Source organism: Streptomyces sp. NPDC051677 (genome assembly GCF_044453465.1).
Taxonomy (GTDB): Bacteria; Actinomycetota; Actinomycetes; order Streptomycetales; family Streptomycetaceae; genus Streptomyces.
In genome coordinates this window covers 44,920-61,845 of the sequence record NZ_JBITCT010000035.1, presented here as the reverse complement: position 1 = coordinate 61,845, position 16,926 = coordinate 44,920, and the positions used below count along the sequence as shown (strand labels likewise).

At 68.1% G+C, this 16,926-nt stretch carries 15 protein-coding genes; 7 read left to right on the top strand and 8 right to left on the bottom strand.

Annotation, left to right across the window (positions count from 1 at the left end; all coding sequences use genetic code 11):
• Positions 1-57: 57 nt before the first annotated feature.
• Complete coding sequence (locus tag ACIBAF_RS33215) at positions 58-1,875, bottom strand: non-ribosomal peptide synthetase (protein ID WP_399467909.1); 1,818 nt, start codon at positions 1,873-1,875, stop codon at positions 58-60.
• 393 nt (positions 1,876-2,268) lie between these two features.
• On the opposite strand from ACIBAF_RS33215, the gene ACIBAF_RS33210 reads away from it, so the two are divergent.
• Complete coding sequence (locus ACIBAF_RS33210) at positions 2,269-2,988, top strand: tryptophan 2,3-dioxygenase family protein (RefSeq protein ID WP_399467908.1); 720 nt, start codon at positions 2,269-2,271, stop codon at positions 2,986-2,988.
• 63 nt (positions 2,989-3,051) lie between these two features.
• Here the strand turns inward: ACIBAF_RS33210 and ACIBAF_RS33205 are convergent, their stop codons facing one another.
• From ACIBAF_RS33205 to ACIBAF_RS33195, 3 genes are all read right to left on the bottom strand, one after another.
• On the bottom strand, positions 3,052-3,552 hold the full coding sequence (locus ACIBAF_RS33205) for a winged helix-turn-helix domain-containing protein (protein ID WP_399467906.1): 501 nt from the start codon (positions 3,550-3,552) through the stop codon (positions 3,052-3,054).
• 34 nt (positions 3,553-3,586) lie between these two features.
• Complete coding sequence (locus ACIBAF_RS33200) at positions 3,587-3,808, bottom strand: MbtH family protein (RefSeq protein WP_399467905.1); 222 nt, start codon at positions 3,806-3,808, stop codon at positions 3,587-3,589.
• Between the two features lie 282 nt (positions 3,809-4,090).
• Positions 4,091-5,701 carry a (2,3-dihydroxybenzoyl)adenylate synthase gene (locus ACIBAF_RS33195; protein ID WP_399467904.1) on the bottom strand — a complete coding sequence of 537 codons (1,611 nt, stop codon included), beginning with the start codon at positions 5,699-5,701 and terminating at the stop codon, positions 4,091-4,093.
• Between the two features lie 121 nt (positions 5,702-5,822).
• Between ACIBAF_RS33195 and ACIBAF_RS33190 the strand changes: the two genes are divergently transcribed.
• The 4 genes from ACIBAF_RS33190 to ACIBAF_RS33175 are packed head-to-tail and all read left to right on the top strand — an operon-like array spanning position 5,823 to position 10,258.
• Positions 5,823-6,590, top strand: coding sequence for a thioesterase II family protein (locus ACIBAF_RS33190; protein ID WP_399467903.1), 768 nt, complete (start codon positions 5,823-5,825; stop codon positions 6,588-6,590).
• Positions 6,587-7,333 carry an SDR family NAD(P)-dependent oxidoreductase gene (locus ACIBAF_RS33185; protein WP_399467902.1) on the top strand — a complete coding sequence of 249 codons (747 nt, stop codon included), beginning with the start codon at positions 6,587-6,589 and terminating at the stop codon, positions 7,331-7,333. The genes ACIBAF_RS33190 and ACIBAF_RS33185 overlap by 4 nt, the downstream gene beginning before the upstream one ends.
• A 50-nt stretch (positions 7,334-7,383) precedes the next feature.
• Entirely contained in the window at positions 7,384-8,640 is a 1,257-nt protein-coding gene (locus tag ACIBAF_RS33180; RefSeq protein ID WP_399467901.1) for a pyridoxal phosphate-dependent aminotransferase, read from the top strand.
• Between the two features lie 49 nt (positions 8,641-8,689).
• A complete protein-coding gene (locus ACIBAF_RS33175) occupies positions 8,690-10,258 on the top strand; it encodes a tryptophan halogenase family protein (protein ID WP_399467900.1) in 1,569 nt (522 codons plus the stop codon).
• Positions 10,259-10,337: 79 nt separating this feature from the next.
• Here ACIBAF_RS33175 and ACIBAF_RS33170 read toward each other — a convergent pair whose 3' ends face one another.
• The 3 genes from ACIBAF_RS33170 to ACIBAF_RS33160 all read right to left on the bottom strand — a co-directional run bounded on the left by ACIBAF_RS33170 (position 10,338) and on the right by ACIBAF_RS33160 (position 12,848).
• Positions 10,338-10,871: a flavin reductase family protein gene (locus ACIBAF_RS33170; RefSeq protein ID WP_399467899.1), complete on the bottom strand. Its 534-nt coding sequence runs from the start codon at positions 10,869-10,871 to the stop codon at positions 10,338-10,340.
• Complete coding sequence (locus tag ACIBAF_RS33165; RefSeq protein WP_399467898.1) at positions 10,868-12,160, bottom strand: cation:proton antiporter; 1,293 nt, start codon at positions 12,158-12,160, stop codon at positions 10,868-10,870. Before ACIBAF_RS33165 ends, ACIBAF_RS33170 begins: the two co-directional genes overlap by 4 nt.
• A gap of 142 nt (positions 12,161-12,302) precedes the next feature.
• Positions 12,303-12,848: a winged helix-turn-helix transcriptional regulator gene (locus tag ACIBAF_RS33160; RefSeq protein ID WP_399467897.1), complete on the bottom strand. Its 546-nt coding sequence runs from the start codon at positions 12,846-12,848 to the stop codon at positions 12,303-12,305.
• 183 nt (positions 12,849-13,031) lie between these two features.
• Here ACIBAF_RS33160 and ACIBAF_RS33155 point away from each other — a divergent pair, with 183 nt between their 5' ends.
• Both ACIBAF_RS33155 and ACIBAF_RS33150 read left to right on the top strand, forming a co-directional pair.
• Positions 13,032-14,243: a cytochrome P450 gene (locus ACIBAF_RS33155; protein ID WP_399467896.1), complete on the top strand. Its 1,212-nt coding sequence runs from the start codon at positions 13,032-13,034 to the stop codon at positions 14,241-14,243.
• Positions 14,244-14,286: 43 nt separating this feature from the next.
• Positions 14,287-15,855 (top strand): flavin-containing monooxygenase, encoded by a 1,569-nt coding sequence (locus ACIBAF_RS33150; RefSeq protein ID WP_399467895.1) that lies wholly within the window; start codon positions 14,287-14,289, stop codon positions 15,853-15,855.
• Positions 15,856-15,863: 8 nt separating this feature from the next.
• Here ACIBAF_RS33150 and ACIBAF_RS33145 read toward each other — a convergent pair whose 3' ends face one another.
• A complete protein-coding gene (locus ACIBAF_RS33145; protein WP_399467894.1) occupies positions 15,864-16,925 on the bottom strand; it encodes a protein kinase family protein in 1,062 nt (353 codons plus the stop codon).
• Between the last annotated feature and the right edge of the window lies 1 nt (position 16,926).

The following is a 16,926-nucleotide window of genomic DNA, read 5'->3' as shown; positions in this document are numbered from 1 at the left end:
TCCGCAGCGTCTTCGTCCGAGCCAATGGCCAGGCATCGACTTGTGTGCATTGCATTTCTAGGCCTGCTGGGTCTGCTTGGCCTGCTCCACGACCTGCGCGAGCTCGGCCAGGGTCTTGGCCTCGAACATCGAGCGCATCGGCACGGACACGCCGAGTTCCTTGCGCATGCGGCTGACCAGTTTCGCGGCGAGCACCGAGTGGCCGCCCACGTCGAAGAAGTTGTCCTGTGGATTCACTTCTCTGATGTTCAGCGTCTGCATCACCATGTCGCAGAGAATCTTTTCGAAGGACTTCGCGTCACCTGCATCGCCCGCATCGCCCGCGTCGCCCGCGTCGAACGCGGCAGCGGGCGTCACAGCGGAGGTGTCGGCTGCGGTGCGCGCTGCCCGCTCGGCGAGCGCCTTGCGGTCGAGCTTGCCGTTCAACAGCGTCGGGAACTTCTCGAGCATGACGATGGTCGAGGGGACCATGTGCTCGGGAAGTGCGCGGCGAGCGTATGCGCGCAGTTCCGCCTCGGAGACGACATGTCGTGCGGAGGTCTTGACGTAGGCGACGATGTGCTCGGTGGCGACGTCGTCGCCGCCCACGGCCGCGACGACGATCTCCACCGCCGGGTGGCTTTCCAGGCAGGCTTCTATCTCGCCGAGTTCGATGCGGAATCCACGGACCTTCACCTGATGGTCGATCCGGCCGGTGAAATAGAGCTCGCCGTCGGTCTCGTGCCTTCCGCGGTCGCCCGATCGGTACATTCTGCTGCCGGGCGGACCGTACGGGTCGGCGACGAAGCGGCTGGCGGTCAGGCCCGGCCGGTTCAGGTAGCCGCGGGCGACTCCGCTGCCGGCGAGGAACAGTTCGCCTTCCCGGCCGTCGCGGAGGTCTTCGAGCCGATCGTCGAGCACGTACACCGCGCCGCCGTCCCAGGGCGTCCCGATCGTCACCTCGTCCTGGACGCCGTCGACCGGTCCGCCGATCGACGCGCCGACGGTCACCTCGGTCGGGCCATAGGCGTTGAAGAGGCGCCTGCCCTTGGACCACTCCTCGGCCAGGGACCTGGTGCAGACGTCGCCGGTGGAGGTGATCGTGCCGCCGACCAGCAGGTCCTCGCTGTCGGTGATGCCCAGTGCCACCGGCGGCAGGACGGCGTGATCGACGTCGTACGTCAGCAGGGTGTCGCGCAGCGACTCCCCCGGCATCAACGCGTGCTGCTCGGCCACCACCAGGGTCGCGCCGTGCAGCAGCGCCAGCCCGAAGTCCCAGAACCAGGCGTCGAAGCTGAACGACGCCCACTGCAGTACGCGGTCGCCTGAACCGACTCCGTACAGCCTCGCCTGGGTCGAGACCATGTCGGCGACGCCGGCGTGGCTGACCGCGACGCCCTTGGGGACGCCGGTGGAACCGGAGGTGTAGATGACGTACATGAGGTGGGCGGGGGTCAGCGGCGCCAGCCGCTCGTCCGGGGCGACGTTGTCGTCGCGCTCCTGCTCGCACGCGGCTTCGACGGCCGGGTCGTCGAGCACCGTCTCCGGCACGTCCAGATGGAGCGAGGTGACGTTCTCCGTCCGCAGCAGGAGAACGGGTTGTGCGTCCACGACCATGTGCGCCAGCCGTTCGGCCGGGTAGCTCGGGTCCAGCGGCAGGTATGCGCCGCCGGCCTTCAGCACGGCGAGCACCGCGACGATCAGCCGGGTCGATCGTGGCACCGCGACGGCGACCAGGGAGTCCGGCCCCACGCCGGACGCGATCAGCCGCCTGGCGAGTCGGTTCGCCCGCGCGTTCAACTCCGCATAGTCGACGACGGTTTCGCCGAAAATGACCGAGGGAGTATCACCCGATTTGGCAACCGTGGACTCGAACAGCTCCGAAACAGTTTTCAACTCCGCTCCGCCTCCGACCCAGAGTCCGACGTGATGAATACGAAACTTGGTGGGCAAGCATGGCGACTGTCGGGGTGGGAATCCCACCGGGACCGCCATCGTGCCGGCTGACCTTCGTCGACGATGGCACGCAGCCGGGCCGGCCGACGAAGCCGTGAAAGAACTCTTTCTCGAAAGCTCACCAGGTCACCGGCCACCCCATAATGAGGCAGGGCCTGGCAACGCTGCCCAACTGTCCGACCGGTTCGGCGCAGCCGTCGTATGGACGTCCCGGGCAACGAGCGGTCCAGTCCGACTCCGCGAGTCGACCGTCGACTTCTGCGTTGAATCTTCCGTGCTGACCGAATACGCACATCGAACGCTCGAGTTCGTCACGGAGAGAGGGAAATCAAAGTGACCGATGAACTGACCTATCAGAGCTACCTCGAGCTGGATACGCTGCTGTCCCTGCAGAATCCCCGGGCTGCCGGATCCACGGCCGTCAAGTCCACTGTGCTGTCGGAGCAGTTCTTCATCATCGCGCACCAGTCGAGCGAACTGTGGCTCAGGCAGATCATCGACGACGTGGAAGCCGCCGTCGATGCGTTCACGACGACCGATGACACGTCCAACGCGGAATGGATCGTCGATCTCCTGCAGCGTGCCGCGGAGCTTGTCAACGTGCTCAACGCCCAACTGACCGCCCTGGACCGGTTACCTCTGTGCGATTTCGCGATGTTCCGCAAGGCGCTCGGAACAGCGAGTGGCGCGCAGTCGGAACAGTTCCAGCGGTTGGCCCACCTGGTCGGCAACGCCGAGCACGACGGCCCGCTGTACGAATCGTTCGCCGCCTGGGTCGCGAGGTCGGGGAACACCGTTTCCGACGTCGCCCGGCGCGGTATCGAGGCCGGCATCCACTACCGGATCATCGAAGCCCTGCTGCACCTGGGCAACGGATACTGGCGCTGGCAGGTGGGTCACATCGGCCTGATCACGAAGGTCCTGGGCAACCAGTCCGGAACCGGCGGCACATCGGGGGCCGACTATCTGATCGGCCGATGTAGCCTCCCCTTCGCCGAGCTGCGCGCGCTGCGCAGTCAGGCGCACCTCGGTCTCAGCGTCGCGACGTCCTGACCGTCGCGGTGGCCGCCGTCCGCAGGCGGCCACACGCGGCCCGCCGCCCGATGCCTCATGGGCCTAGACGGGCTCGAGGACGAAACCGCGTCCCCATACGTTGCGTACCGCGAGCCCCACGAGTTGCAGGCGGCGACGCAACCGCATCACGTGCAGGTCGAGCGCGTTACTGGACGAGCTGGAACCGGAGTGTTCGAGGATTTCCCGCAGTTCGGTTCGGTAGATGATCTGGCCGTACCGGGCCACCAGCGGCGCCAGCATCTCGCACTGCGTCAGCGAGAGCGTGACGGAGGAGTCCTTGAAGTAGAGGAGGCCTGCCGGGTCCAGCACGGGCTTCGACTTGAGAACAGCCCGATCCGCCAACTGGCGGACCCGGGCCTGGAGATCTTCCTGGACGATGGGGGGACGCACCCAGTCCTCGTAGAGGCTCAACTGCTCCGGCGGAGCCGCGCCGTGCTCGACCACCAAAAGACAGAGATGCCCCCGCACCTTGCATTGTTCACGCATATCGCTTTCCGCAGGCCAGCGGACGAACTTGACCCGATTCTTCACATGTGTCGTCACAGGTGTCCCCCAAGTACCTTTGTCCGTTTCTCCGTCACGCGCCGTCGTTCGCCGCCATCGCGTCCCGCAGGCTCTTCGGCCGCATGTCCGTCCAGGCCCGGTCGATGTGGTCGATGACCTTTCCACGGGCGGCCGGCCCGTATACCGCCCGCCAGCCGTCGGGAACGGCGATGTCCTGCGGCCAGAGCGAGTACTGCTCCTCGTCGTTGCACAGGGCCAGATACTCCCGACCGTCGTCCTCGAATGGATTACCCATTCCTCACAAACCCCCCTCGGGAATTAATTCGACAGAATTCTCATAACCGCGAACAGTCCAACATCACCCCTGCATCCGGACGCTCAAGAAGCAATTCAGACATTAACAGTCGGAGATCACGCCGGGACAGGTTCATTCCGCATTGACGCCCATGCGTTTTGCATATGCGGCCCGAAAAAATGAATCCTCGTGCACCCCCGAGCACCCGGCCGGGCGCCGTCACACAGCTGGGGGCGGAGCGCCGTCACGCCCCGCCCCCAGCTGCTCGCATCCGTCCCGGGGTCAGTCGGAGAAACCCTTCAGGGCCTTCTTGTCGATTTTGCCCACCGGAGTGCGGGGAAGATCGGAGACGACGATCAGCTCGTCCGGCAACTTGTAGGACGCCAGCCCGCGAGCACGAATGTGTTCCCTGATCGTGCGCAGCGAAATCGGCGCCGCCGCGGTGTCCGCGTCACCGGCGAGAACGACGAACACACAGAGACGTTCGTCGAGATCGTCGTCCGGGATGCCGACCACCGCGGTGTCCCGGACCTGAGGGTGGGTCAGCACATGGCCTTCCACCTCCTCGGCCGAGACCTTCTCGCCCAGGTGATGGATGATGTCCTTCAGTCGGCCCTCGATGACGATGTTTCCGTCGTCGGTCATCCGGGCCAGATCGCCGGTGCGGTAGAAACCGTCCGGGGTGAACGCCCGGCGATTGTGCTCCGGCGCGGCGAAGTAGCCCCGGATCGTGTATGGGCCACGGGTGAGCAGTTCGCCGGTGACGCCGACGGCGACGTCCTGGTCGTCGGTGTCGACGATCCTGATCTCGTCGTCCGGGCACACCGGTCGGCCCTCGGTGCCGAAGACGACCTCCGGTGAGTCGTCCAGGCGAGTGTGGGTGATCAGCCCCTCGCCGATGCCGTAGACGTTCATGAGGCGGCACCCCAGACTCGTGCTCACCCGGTCCGCCGCGGCGGGGCCGAACTTCGAGCTGCCGACCTGGATGGTCAGGGCGCTCATGTCGACCGGGGTGGTCTGCGCGGCTTCGGCCCACAGCAGGGCCAGCGCGGGCACGAGGGTCGTGAGGGTGACGCCTTCCTGCTCGATCAGCGGGAAGACGTGGTCGGGGCTGGGATTGGCGGCCAGGACGGTCTTTCCGCCGAGGAGCAGCGCGCCCAGCGCGCCGGGGCAGCCGAGTGCGGCGTTGTGCGGCACGGGGTTGGCGGCGAGGTAGACACCGCTGTCGTCGAATTCCACCACCCGCGCGCAGGCGGCGACGTTGTACGCGTAGTCGTCGTGGGTGCGGGGAATCAGCTTCGGCACCCCGGTGGTTCCGCCCGACAACAGCAGCAGCGCCACCTCGGACGAGTCGACCGGCGGCAGTTCCCGTACCCCGGAGCGGGCGAGCTCGGACAGCGGGGTGAACTCGGCCGCCTCGCCGGCGATCACGACGTGGCGCAGGCCCGGTGCCTCATGGCGTACCTCGCGGGCCAGCGCCCGGTAGTCGTAGCCCTGGAACCGGTCCGGGCCCACGTAGGCCACCGCCTCCGAAGCGCGCGTCAGATGCAGGATCTCGTCGCGGCGATGGCCGGGCAGCGCCAGCACGGGGATCGCGCCGATGCCGAACAGGGCGATGACGGTGGACAGAAATTCGATCTTGTTCGGCAGGTGCACCACCACCCGGTCGCGCCTGCCGATGCCGAGATCGAGCAGGCCGGACGCGACCCGGTCGGCCTCGTCGACCAACTCCGGGTAGGTCATTCGGCGTGTCGAGTCCACGGCAGCGATCTTGTCCGGGTGACGCCCCGCACTGTCGGTGAGCAGCTGCCGCAGAGAGACACCGTTCCAGTAGCCGGCGCGGCGGTAGCGCTCGGCGAAGTCGGGTGGCCAGGGCACGAACCCGTCCAGCATGTGTCCTCCTAGGTTGCGACGTCTTCAGGTTCGGGCAACGGCCCGCGACCCGCGTCGGCCCCCGACAGAGCTTTGACAGATTGCCCCGGGCAGGCCGGAGGCATCGGTGAAGCTCGGTGGCGTGAATCGCATACGAACGCGCGACCGAGGTTGGGTGCGGGCCCTCAACAGCGTGGAGCGCCCGGCCGACCGGCTGGTCTGCTTTCCCCACTCCGGTGGTTCGGCGGCGATCTATCGGGCCTGGTCGTCGGCGATGCCCGCGGATGCCGAGCTCCTCGCCGTGCAGTATCCGGGGCACGCCGACCGGATGGCCGAGCCGCCCGCGGGCAGCGTCGCCGAGATGGCGGCGTGCGTCGCCGAGGAGCTGTTACGGCTGGACGCGGCCCGCTGCTCCTTGTTCGGGCACAGCCTCGGCGCGCTGGTGGCGTACGAGACCGCGAGGGTGTTGCAGGACAACGGAAGAGCCGCGCGCTGTCTGTTCGTGTCGGGTGCGCCGGCGCCGTCGCAGGCGGGGGGCGGAACCACGCATCGGGCCGGCGACGACGAACTGTGGTCCGCGCTGCGGGAACTCGGCGGGATCGATCCGGTCGTCGCGGACGACGCCGAGCTTCGGGAACTCCTGCTGCCGGTCGTCCGGTCGGACATCACGCTCAACGAGACCTACCGGCCGGCCCCGCACCCCGAACCGTTGCAGTGCCAGGTCCGCTGCTACTACAACACCGAGGATCCACTGGTCGACGGTGCGCGGCTCGGCGACTGGGCGGCGGTCGGTACCGGCCGGTTCAGTGTGCGGGCCCGGCCGGGCGGACACTTCCGACTCCTCTCAGACCCAACCGAACTGATCGCCGACGTCGTCGAGGTTCTCGCGGAGCGCGAGGTGCTGCGATGACGCTGGCCGGAAAGTCGGTCGTGGTCACCGGTGCGGCCACCGGCATCGGCCGCGGGATCACGGAATGCGTGCTGAAGTCGGACGCCAACGTGACGATCGTCGGGCGCCGCGAGGAACCGCTGCGGGAGCTGGCGGACCAGTACGGGCGGGCCGTCGCGGTGGTGGCCGCCGACGTGTCCGCGCCCGGCGCCGCCGAACGGATCATCGCGGCGGCGACCGACCGCTTCGGCGGGGTCGACGCGGTGGTCAACAACGCGGGTCTGGCCCGGTTCGGTCGGCTCGACGAGATCGACCCTGCGCTGTTCGACGCGATGTTCGCCGTCAACGTCCGTGCGCCGGCCGAACTGATCCGCTGCGCGCTGCCGCTGCTGCGGGCGGGCCGCGGCAGCGTGGTCAACATCTCGTCGGTCGGCGGTGCGCTGTCCATGCCGGGGCGTGCTTTCTACGGTGCGACCAAGGCGGCCCTCAACAGCCTCACTCGTTCGCTGGCGCGGGAGTTCGCGCCGGACGTGCGGGTGAACGCCATCATGCCCGGTCCCGTGGACACCCCGATGTGGAGCGAGACCGGGCTGGACGAGACGGGGACCCGGCAACTGCGCGCCGATCTCCTCTCGTCGACTCCCATGGGACGGTTCGGCGACGGTACGGAAATCGGCCGATGGGTGTGTGTGCTGCTCGACGCGGAATTGTCGGGCTGGATCACTGGTGCGGTCATCCCCGTCGACGGCGGCCGCACGGCATGACGCATCTTGCGAGTCCGATGAACTCTCAACGGAACAAAGGTGGTACGAGCGTGAGTCAGGAAATCTTGTCCGCCGCTGAATCCATTCCTTCTTCGTGTCTGCACCGAATTTTCCGAGCCGCGGAGAAGAGAGAGGAGGAGACCGGCGTCGAGGTGGTGAAGCTGCACGTCGGCGACCCGTATTTCAACCCGTCCGACAACGTCGCCGACGCGTTCGTCGACGCCGTGCGTCGGGGCGAGACCAAGTACACCGGTGTGGAGGGCCTGCCCGAGCTGCGGGCGGCGCTGGTGGAGAAGCTGCGGTCGGACAACGACGTGGACAGTGCGGTGTCCCGGCTCCTCATCTCGCCGGGTTCGTGTCAGGGCCTGGCCGCCCTGCTGCAGTCGCTGGCCGAGCCCGGCGCCGAGATCCTGCTGCCGGAACTGCACTGGCCGGTCCACCTCCAGCAGAGCCTGCTCGCCGGTTTCCGGCCGGTGCTGTACTCGCTCGGGGCCGATCTCCGGCCCGATCCCGAGGTGATCGCGGCCGCCGCGACACCGCGCACCCAGGTGCTGCTGATCAACTCACCGGCCAACCCGACCGGCGTCGTCCTGGACCGCGGCGAACTCGGCGCCCTGCTGGAGCTGGCGCGCAGCCGCGGCTGGCACGTCATCAGCGACGAGGCGTACGAGCACTTCCTCTACGAGCGCGAGCACATCTCGGTCGCCTCGCTCGAACGCGACGTCCCGGTCGCCGAGCGCATCGTGCACAGCGTCTTCAGCTTCTCCAAGAGCTTCGCGATGACCGGCTACCGGCTGGGCTACATCGCGTTGGCCAACGACCGCGCCGCCGACGTCATGAAGGTCGTCCAGGAGGCGAACATCATCGGCACGTCGACCCCGGTGCAGTACGCGGGCATCGCCGCGCTGGAGAGTCGGTCCGACGCGACGGCGACCAACCGCAAGTTGGTGCAGCGCAACCGGGACGTGGCCCTGTCGCCGTTGATCCGGGCCGGGTTGCTGCGGGAACTGCCGGCCGGCGGGTGGTACGCGATGGTGGACGTGGCCCGGACCGGGCTGGACGCCGAGACGTTCGCGACCCGGCTGCTCGAGAGCAAGGGCGTCGCCGTCGTACCGGGCGACGGGTTCGCGATGCGTCCCGACGTCGACGACCGGGGTCGGGTCCGGTCCCACGACTATGCGCCCTGGGCACGGCACTTGGTCCGGATCGCGTTCTGTGTGGATCCGACGGCGCTCGAGACCGGGGTCCGGGGGCTCCTGGAGTTCGTCGACGAATGCGGCGACGGTGGGCCGAATTCAGCCGGATGAACCGATGACGAAGGTGAAGTCGGGTCAGCACGAGAGAAGTGAGGAAATCATGGCCAGCAGTGTTGTCATCGTCGGCGGCGGGACCGCGGGCTGGATGACCGCGTCGTATCTCAAAGCGGCGTTCGGAGATCAGCTCTCGGTAACGCTCGTCGAATCCAAGAACGTGCCCACGATCGGTGTCGGTGAGGCTTCCTTCAGTACGATCCGCCACTTCTTCTCCTATCTCGGGCTCAAAGAGACCGACTGGATGCCGGAGTGTCACGGCACGTACAAACTGGCGATCCGCTACGACAACTGGCGAGCCGAAGGGCATCACTTCTACCATCCCTTCGAACGGCCCCGCGTGGTGGAAGGCGTCTCGCTCGCCGACTGGTGGCTGCACAAGCGCCCCAGCGCGGACTACGACCGGGACTGCACGCTCATCGCGGCGCTCTGCGACGCCAAGCGCTCGCCTCGACAGCTCGAGGGAAGCCTGCTGGCGCTCGACTTCGGTGAGCGCGAGGCGGCGCAGGCGTCCCGGTCGACGATGGCCGAACAGCAGACTCAGTTTCCGTATGCCTATCAGTTCGACGCGACGCTGCTGGCGAAGCTGCTCACGAAGTACGGCACCGATCGCGGGGTCCGGCACGTGCTGGACGACGTGGTCGACACCGAGGTGGACGAGCGCGGCGACATCACGCACGTGCGCACGAAGGAGAGCGGCGACCTCGTCGGCGATCTCTTCATCGACTGCACGGGCTTCCGCGGGATGCTGCTCAACAAGAAGCTCGGCGTTCCCTTCCTGTCCTATCAGGACACCCTGCCGAACGACAGCGCGGTCGCACTGCGGGTGCCCATGGACATGGCCGACCAGGGGATGGGCCCATACACCAGGGCGACCGCTCAGGCCGCGGGCTGGATCTGGACCATCCCGCTGTTCGGCCGGATCGGCACGGGCTACGTCTACGCCAGCGACTACTGCACCCCGGACGAGGCCGAGCGCACGCTCCGCGAGTTCATGGGGCCCGCCGCGAACGACCTGTCCGCCAACCACATCCGGATGCGGATCGGTCGCAGCGAGAACTCCTGGGTGAACAACTGCGTGGCGATCGGTCTGTCCAGCGGGTTCGTCGAGCCGCTGGAGTCGACGGGGATCTTCTTCATCCAGAACGCGATCGAACAGCTGGTGAAGCACTTCCCGGGCGGCCGGAAGGACGATCAGCTGCGCAGGTCGTACAACCGGCAGGTGGCCAACGTCATGGACGGCGTGCGGGAGTTCCTCGTGCTGCACTACGTCGCCGCGAAGCGCGACGACAACCAGTACTGGCGGGATGCGAAGACCCGTCAGATGCCGGACGCCCTGGCCGGACGCATCGAGCAGTGGAAGGCGAAGCTGCCCGACGAGGACACGGTCTTCCCCTACTACCACGGGTTCGAGCCCTACTCCTACACCGCGATGATTCTGGGTCTCGGCGGCCTGGACGTTCAGCCGCTGCCCGGCCTCGGGCTGATGGACGACGTCGCCGCGAACAAGGAGCTACGACTGGTCCGAGACCAGGCGAAGTCCCTGGTCGAGACGCTGCCGAGCCACTGGGAATACCTCGAACACGTTCACAGCCTCAAGGGGATGCGTTCGTAGCTCGCCGCAGGGGAAGCGGAGTTGACGAAGGGTCCGGCCACGCACAGGTGGCCGGACCCTTCGGGCGTGAGGTGGTGCGTCAGCCGGCCGGCCACGGCCGGAACTGGCGCAGCCCGTACATCAGGGGCGACCGCGGACGGCGGCGCACGATCCTGCGGGTCCGGCCGAACACGGTCACGTGGTCGCCGATGGTCTGGGTCAGGGACACGGTGCAGTCCGCCACCGTGTGGGCGTCATGGACCAGATGGGGCCCCGAGGCGTCGGGGTCCTGTTCCCACGGGAGAAGGTCGAACCGGCGCGGGTTGCCCGAGGCGAACAACTCGGCGGCGTCCTGGGCGCCTTCGTGCAGCAGGTTGACCGTGAAGGCGCCGTGCTCCAGGACGGCGGCCAGTGTCGGGCTGCCGGCGCGCAGGCACACCAGGAGGGTCGGCGGATCGAGCGAGACGCTGCACACCGAGGAGCAGGTCATCCCCCAGGGCGCTCCGGCCCCGTCGACGCTGGTGACCACGCACACCCCGGTGGGGAAGCCGCTCATCATGGTGCGGAACTCGTCGGGCGTCGCATCGGCCACCGTCGGCTGGGGCGAGGCGGCTGTGGCCGGGTGTTCGGTCATGGGGTGCTGCCTTCCGACGCTACGGAGCGGTGGAGTGGGGGACGGACCGGCGCCTTGTCGCGTCGCTCGGTGCGGTCGACGAGCGTGAGCAGCGGTCCGGTCATGGCCGTGGTCACCAGGGCCATGATCACCAGGGCGAGGACCATCGGCGCGGGCAGGATGCCGGATCGGTGTCCGGCCTCGATCACGATCAGTTCGGTCAGCCCTCTGGTGTTCATCAGGGCGCCGATCCGGCGCGCCGAGCCGGGTCGCAGGCCGGAGAGCCGGGCCCCGAGATAGCCGCCGAGCAGCTTGCCCACACAGCTCAGGAGGAGTGTGGCGGCGATCAGCGTCCAGGACGCCGAGCTGAAGGCCTTGATGAGCACGGTGACGCCGGTGACCACGAAGAAGACCGGCGTCAGGAGCCGTCCGGTGCGCGCGACCGTGGCGACCGGCTCGGCCCAGGGGGCCAGGTGCTCGCCGGGGATCGCGAGGCCGACCAGCGCGGCGCCGACGATGGCGGTCATGCCGAGGTGCTCGGTCAGCAGCGCCGTGCCGAGCGCGGCGGCGCCGAGGAGGGCCGCGGTCGCTCTCGGCGCCCGCCGGCACAGCCGACGCGCCGGGCCGGTGCGCAGCCCCAGGCGCAGCAGGAACGCGCAGCCGCCGCCGACGAGGAGCGCGACGGCGGACTGCCACAGACCCGAGAGGTCGCCGTCGCCGAGGCCGATGGCGAGCGTGAGCAGGACCCAGCCCAGGCTGTCCATGACGATGGCGGCGGAGAGGGCGAGCTGCCCCTCGGTCGAATCGCTCAGGCCCCGGTCGCCGAGGATCCGGGACAGGACGGGGACCGCGGTGATGGACATGGACACCGCGATCATCAGCATGAAGGCGGGCAGCGCCCCCGGGCCGCGGGCCGCCGTGTCGTCGGTGAGCTCGATGAGCCCCACCAGCAGCAGGCCCGTGCTGAGGGGTACCACGAAGGCGCCGACGACCAGGGCGGTCAGGGCCCGCTGCGAGGGTCCGCCCGGCCCGGGCCGCAACTTGTGGGCGAGGCCTACCAGATAGAGCACGAGCCCGGTCTGACCGACGAACTTGAGCACGTGGAGTACGTGGGCCGGGAGCAGCGCGTCGAAGAGGGCGCGGTCGGAGAGTGCCAGCACGGCGGGCCCGACCAGCAGGCCCATCGTGACCTCGCCGACGACCTCCGGCTGACGCAGCCACCGCGCGGCGGCCCGTCCTGCACGGGCCAGGACCAGTACGGCGGCGAGGGCGGCGGTCACGTGCGCGGCACGGGCCAGGAATTCCGACATGTCCATCGTGGTGTGAGGCCTTTCGTGGCTGTTCTGGCGCGGTCGGTCCAACGGGCGTGAGGGCGTTGGCCTTCGGCTGCGTCTCGGTCAGCCGGCGCGGCCTTTCCTGGGGCGGTCGGCGGCTTCGGCTCGGGCGAGCGCGTCACCGCTGTTCGGGGACCTCCGGATAGCGGGCGATGATCGAAGCGCTGGCCTTGGGGCCGCGGGCGAAGACGTAGTCGGCGGTGTCGACCCGTCGGCCGGTCAGCCGGTCCACCACGACCGGGTCTGCCGCCACGCCCGTCTCGGCGTCGACCAGAATGAGACTGCGGTCCTGCGGAGCGAGTTGACGGTTCCCCCACGTCGCCATGACCACGATGAGCGGGCGCAGGGCACGGCCGCTGTCGGTGAGCCGGTAGACCCGGTCCTCGGGGTCCGCCGCCCCGTCGTCGGTTTCGAGAAGGCCCTTCGCCACGAGTGCGGCGATCCGCTCCTGCAGCACGTCGGCGGGCGTCTCCAGGTTGCGGCGGATCGACTCGAGCCGGTCGTGGCCGTCGTAGACCTCGTGGAGGATCTCCAGGGTCCACCAGTGGCCGATGCCCTCGACGCTGCGTGCCAGCGGGCAGTCCGCGATCCGCGCCTTCGGGCCGGCCGGGCGCATGGGCTGCGCACGCACCCCGTCCTCGGTGTTCGAGAGTTCGCTACTCACCGTCAGCTCCCCTGGGCGATCGGAATCGTCTGGCGCCAAGCCTGGGGCGTCGCCGCCGTCCAGGGGGCCGACCGGAAAGAGAACGGCAAGACCCGTGCGCCGTGCGGGGGCGCCGGATTGCCGGTGGAAAGGAACCAGCAAGATTCCGGACAGCGGGCGGGCGGCTCCTGTCACCATCAGGCAATGAGTCAGCCCGCTCTCAATGTTCGTTCCCTGGACCTCACCGATCCGGCCGCTTTTATTGAGAACGACGTCCACGAGTTCTGGCGTGAAGTGCGAGCAGAGCGTCCCGTCTACTGGCATGAACCCACTGACCGCAATCCCGGTTTCTGGGTGGTGTCCCGTTATGCGGACGTCCAGTCGTTGTACCACAACGCAGCTCTGAGTTCCGCCCGGGGAAACGTTCTCGATGTCGTGCTGCGGGGCGACGACTCCGCGGGCGGGAGCATGCTGGCGGTCACGGACGGCCCGCGCCACCGGAGCCTGCGCAATCTCATGTTCAGCGCGTTCACACCTCGGGTCCTCGGCGAGGTCGTCGAGAAGATCCGGCGCCGCACGACCGAACTGGTGTCGGCGGTGGTCGAGATGGGCACGTTCGACTTCGCCGCGGAGGTAGCCGAGCAGATCCCGATGAACACGATCTGCGACCTGCTGTCCATTCCGGCCGCGGACCGCGGGAACCTGTTGCAGTGGAACAAGATGGCGCTGTCGTCAGGCAACGCGGACAGCAGTGAGCTCGACGCGCTCAGCGCCCGCAACGAAATCGTGCTCTATTTCATGGAGTTGGCGCAGGAACGGCGGGACGCTCCGGGCGGCGACGTCATCAGCATGCTCGCGACCGCGGAGGTCGAAGGCCGTCTGCTCACCGTCGAGGAAGTCGCCGTCAACTGCTACAGCCTCATTCTGGGCGGCGACGAGACATCCCGGATATCGGCGATGTGCGCGGTGCTCGCCCTGATCGAGCACCCCGATCAGTGGCACGCTCTGCAGACGGGCGAGGTCTCCTTCGACTCGGCGGTGGAGGAGATCATCCGCTGGGCGACACCGGGGATCCACCTGGCCAGGACCGCCGTCGAGGATTTCGAGATCCGCGGAGCGAAGGTGCGCGACGGCGACATCGTCACCCTGTGGAACATATCGGCCAACAACGACGAGTCGGTGTTCGACCAGCCACGCCGTTTCCTCCTGTCCCGCTCGCCCAACAAACACCTCTCGTTCGGGCACGGCCCGCACTACTGCCTGGGCGCCTTCCTCGGCCGGGCCGAGCTACGGGCCCTGCTGAGCGCCCTGGTGGCCGGCGTGACCCGGATGGAGCTGCGCGGGACGCCCCGCCCCCTCTACTCGAACTTCCTCACCGGCTACGACAGTTTGCCGGTCCATTTCGAAAGCCGCTGACAGAACCAGCCGAGAAAACAGCATCCGAGGTCGAGAGGTAAGAATGAGGAAGCGAGTCTGTGTCATAGGCGCCGGTCCATCGGGTCTGGTTGCGGTGAAGGAGCTCCTGGACGAAGGTCATGCGGTGACCTGCTTCGAGCACAGCGACGAGCTCGGCGGGGTGTTTCGCGCCGAGGTCGGCTCCGACGAGGCGGGCGCCTACGACTCGACGATGTTGACCATCTCCAACTACATGATGACCTTCTCCAGCTTTCCTCCGCCGGAGAACCAGGAGCGACGGTATTGGTCCGCGGCCGAATACCGTCAGTACCTGCGTGACTTCGCCGAGAAGTTCGGCGTCGGCGCCGTCATTCAGTACCGGACCGATGTGCTCAGCATTTCGAGGAACGACAGCGGCGGCTACACCGTCGAGGTCGCGCCGGCCGACGACCCCGAGCAGCGGGTTGCGCATCAGTTCGATGCGGTGGCCATCTCCACCGGCACGCACCGGGTCCCGAACTACATCGATCTTCCCGGGCAGGAGGACTTCGCGGGCGAGATCGTGCACTCGGCCCATTACCGGAACGCCGAGCGGTTCCGCGGCAAGCGCGTCCTGTGTGTGGGGATCGGGGAGACCGCGGCGGACGTCGTGAACGAGATCGCGCAGGTGTCGGCGAGCTGCACGCTGTCGGTGCGCCGCCATCAGCCGATCATCGAGCGGTATCCCGGAGGCCGGCCGTTCACCAATGACGCCTACACCTCACATCTGCTTCATTCGGTGCCGTTGGCGGCCGCCACCGCGGGCATGCGATTCGGGATGAAACGGAACAAGACCCGAGGCAAGACGGCCGCCGCCAGGGCGGTGGCCGAGTGGAACTCGAAGAACAAGCACTTCTTCAACCACTTCCTGACCAAGAACGAAGCCTTCATCCACCGGGTCGTCGACGGCACGCTGACCGTCAACGCCACGGGCATCGAGCGTCTCGGCAAGGACTACGTCCTGTTCAAGGACGGTCGGCGGGAGACCGTCGACGTCGTCATGCTGAACACGGGGTACATCGAGGACTTCAGCATTCTCAAGGATGCGCACATCACCGATGTGCGCAGGCTGTACAAGCACATGATCCACCCGGATCTCGGCACGGGCGTGGTTCTCATCGGGTGGGCGCGGCCGGCCGCCGGCGGGGTCCCGGCCTGCTCCGAGATGCAGAGCCGTTACTTCGCTCTCCTGCTCAGCGGAAAGAAGCAGCTGCCGGACCGCGTGCAACTCCAAGGGCTCATCGAACGACAGGCAGCCTACGAGAACGAGTTCTTCCACGGAAACCCCGAGCTGCGCACCCTGGTTCACTACAACCACTACATGATCGATTTCTCGAGGGTGATCGGCTGCTCCCCGTGGCGTCCGGCCGTGTTCCTGAACCCGCTGCTGGTCCACCGACTGTGGTGCGGTTCTCAAACGCCCCATGTCTACCGGCTGTTCGGACCGCACAGCGATCACCGGACGGCACGCAAGACGATCATGAGCCTGCCGCCCGCGTTCAAGGTTCCCGAGGCTCTCCTGACGATGGCGGTCAGCGGTGGTTCGCGGGCGCTCATAGCGATGGGCTTGATGAAGCCGGATCCGGTGTACTGAGGGCCGGGTCAGGCCAGGGCCCGCTGGAGCTCGGCCGCGGGGAACGGAGTGCGTTTGCTCTGGGTGAGCAGGCGACGGTGGAAGTCGTCCAGGACGACCGCGTGCGCGACGTGACGGTCGAGGATCGCACCGATGTCGGACGGAACGCCCTCGGGCCGGTGACCGTCGGCCCATGCGCGCAGGAAGGCACTGTGGTCGGCGCCGCCGCGCACCTCGTCCGGCACATGATGGCGCAGCAGGTGGTTCGGTGCGTAGGAGCGGTCGTACACGAGGTGGTCGGTGAGGAAGGCGTCCTCCGCGGGCGAGAGGTCGAAGCCGCGGCTCGACGCGAGCCCGAAGTCCGCGAAGTACACCCGTCGGCCGTCGGTGAGCACGTTGGCGAAGTGCGCGTCGAAGTGGACCAGGCCGCGCGCGCTCATGAACTCCGTCCCGCGCACCAGTTCCCCCTCGGCCCATCGACAGGGCGACTCGCCGGCCGGACCTCGCCAGGCGGTGTCACGGGCCTCGCCGAGCCACCCGGCGAGCGTGCGGGGCACGTACTCCAGGAACAGCACCAGGCTGGCGGAGGAGGAGCCGATGGCCTCCAGTCGGCGGCGCACGGCCGGCGAGCCCTCCCAGTGCGCGACGGCCTTCTCGACGCCCCCGAGCCCGTCGACGAAACCGGCGGGTGCGCTGTCCGGCAGCACCCGCCAGTGGTACAGCAGCGGGAAACCCGCGTACTCGTCGGTCAGCACCCAGCCGGTGGTCAGGAGGTGCGCGGCCAGCTCGCGCCAGGCGCCGAACCCGGCCGACCCCACCCCGTACTGGTAGAAGAGGGGAAGCTCGAACAGGTTGGCGGTGGACCGCAGGTGTTCCGGCCGTAGCTCGACGTCGGTCAGCGGGACCCGTTTGACGAAGACGCGTGTCCCGTCGACCTCCAGCTGCGCCGCCCTGCCGCCGATGCCGGAGCCCAGACCCGGCGCCGCGGCCACCGCGTCCTGAAGCCGACGGTCGCTGAAGAGCGACAGTCGTGCCCCCACGGCCGCGTAAGCGCGCACCCGCGCGGCATGCCCTGACTCGGTCACATCCATC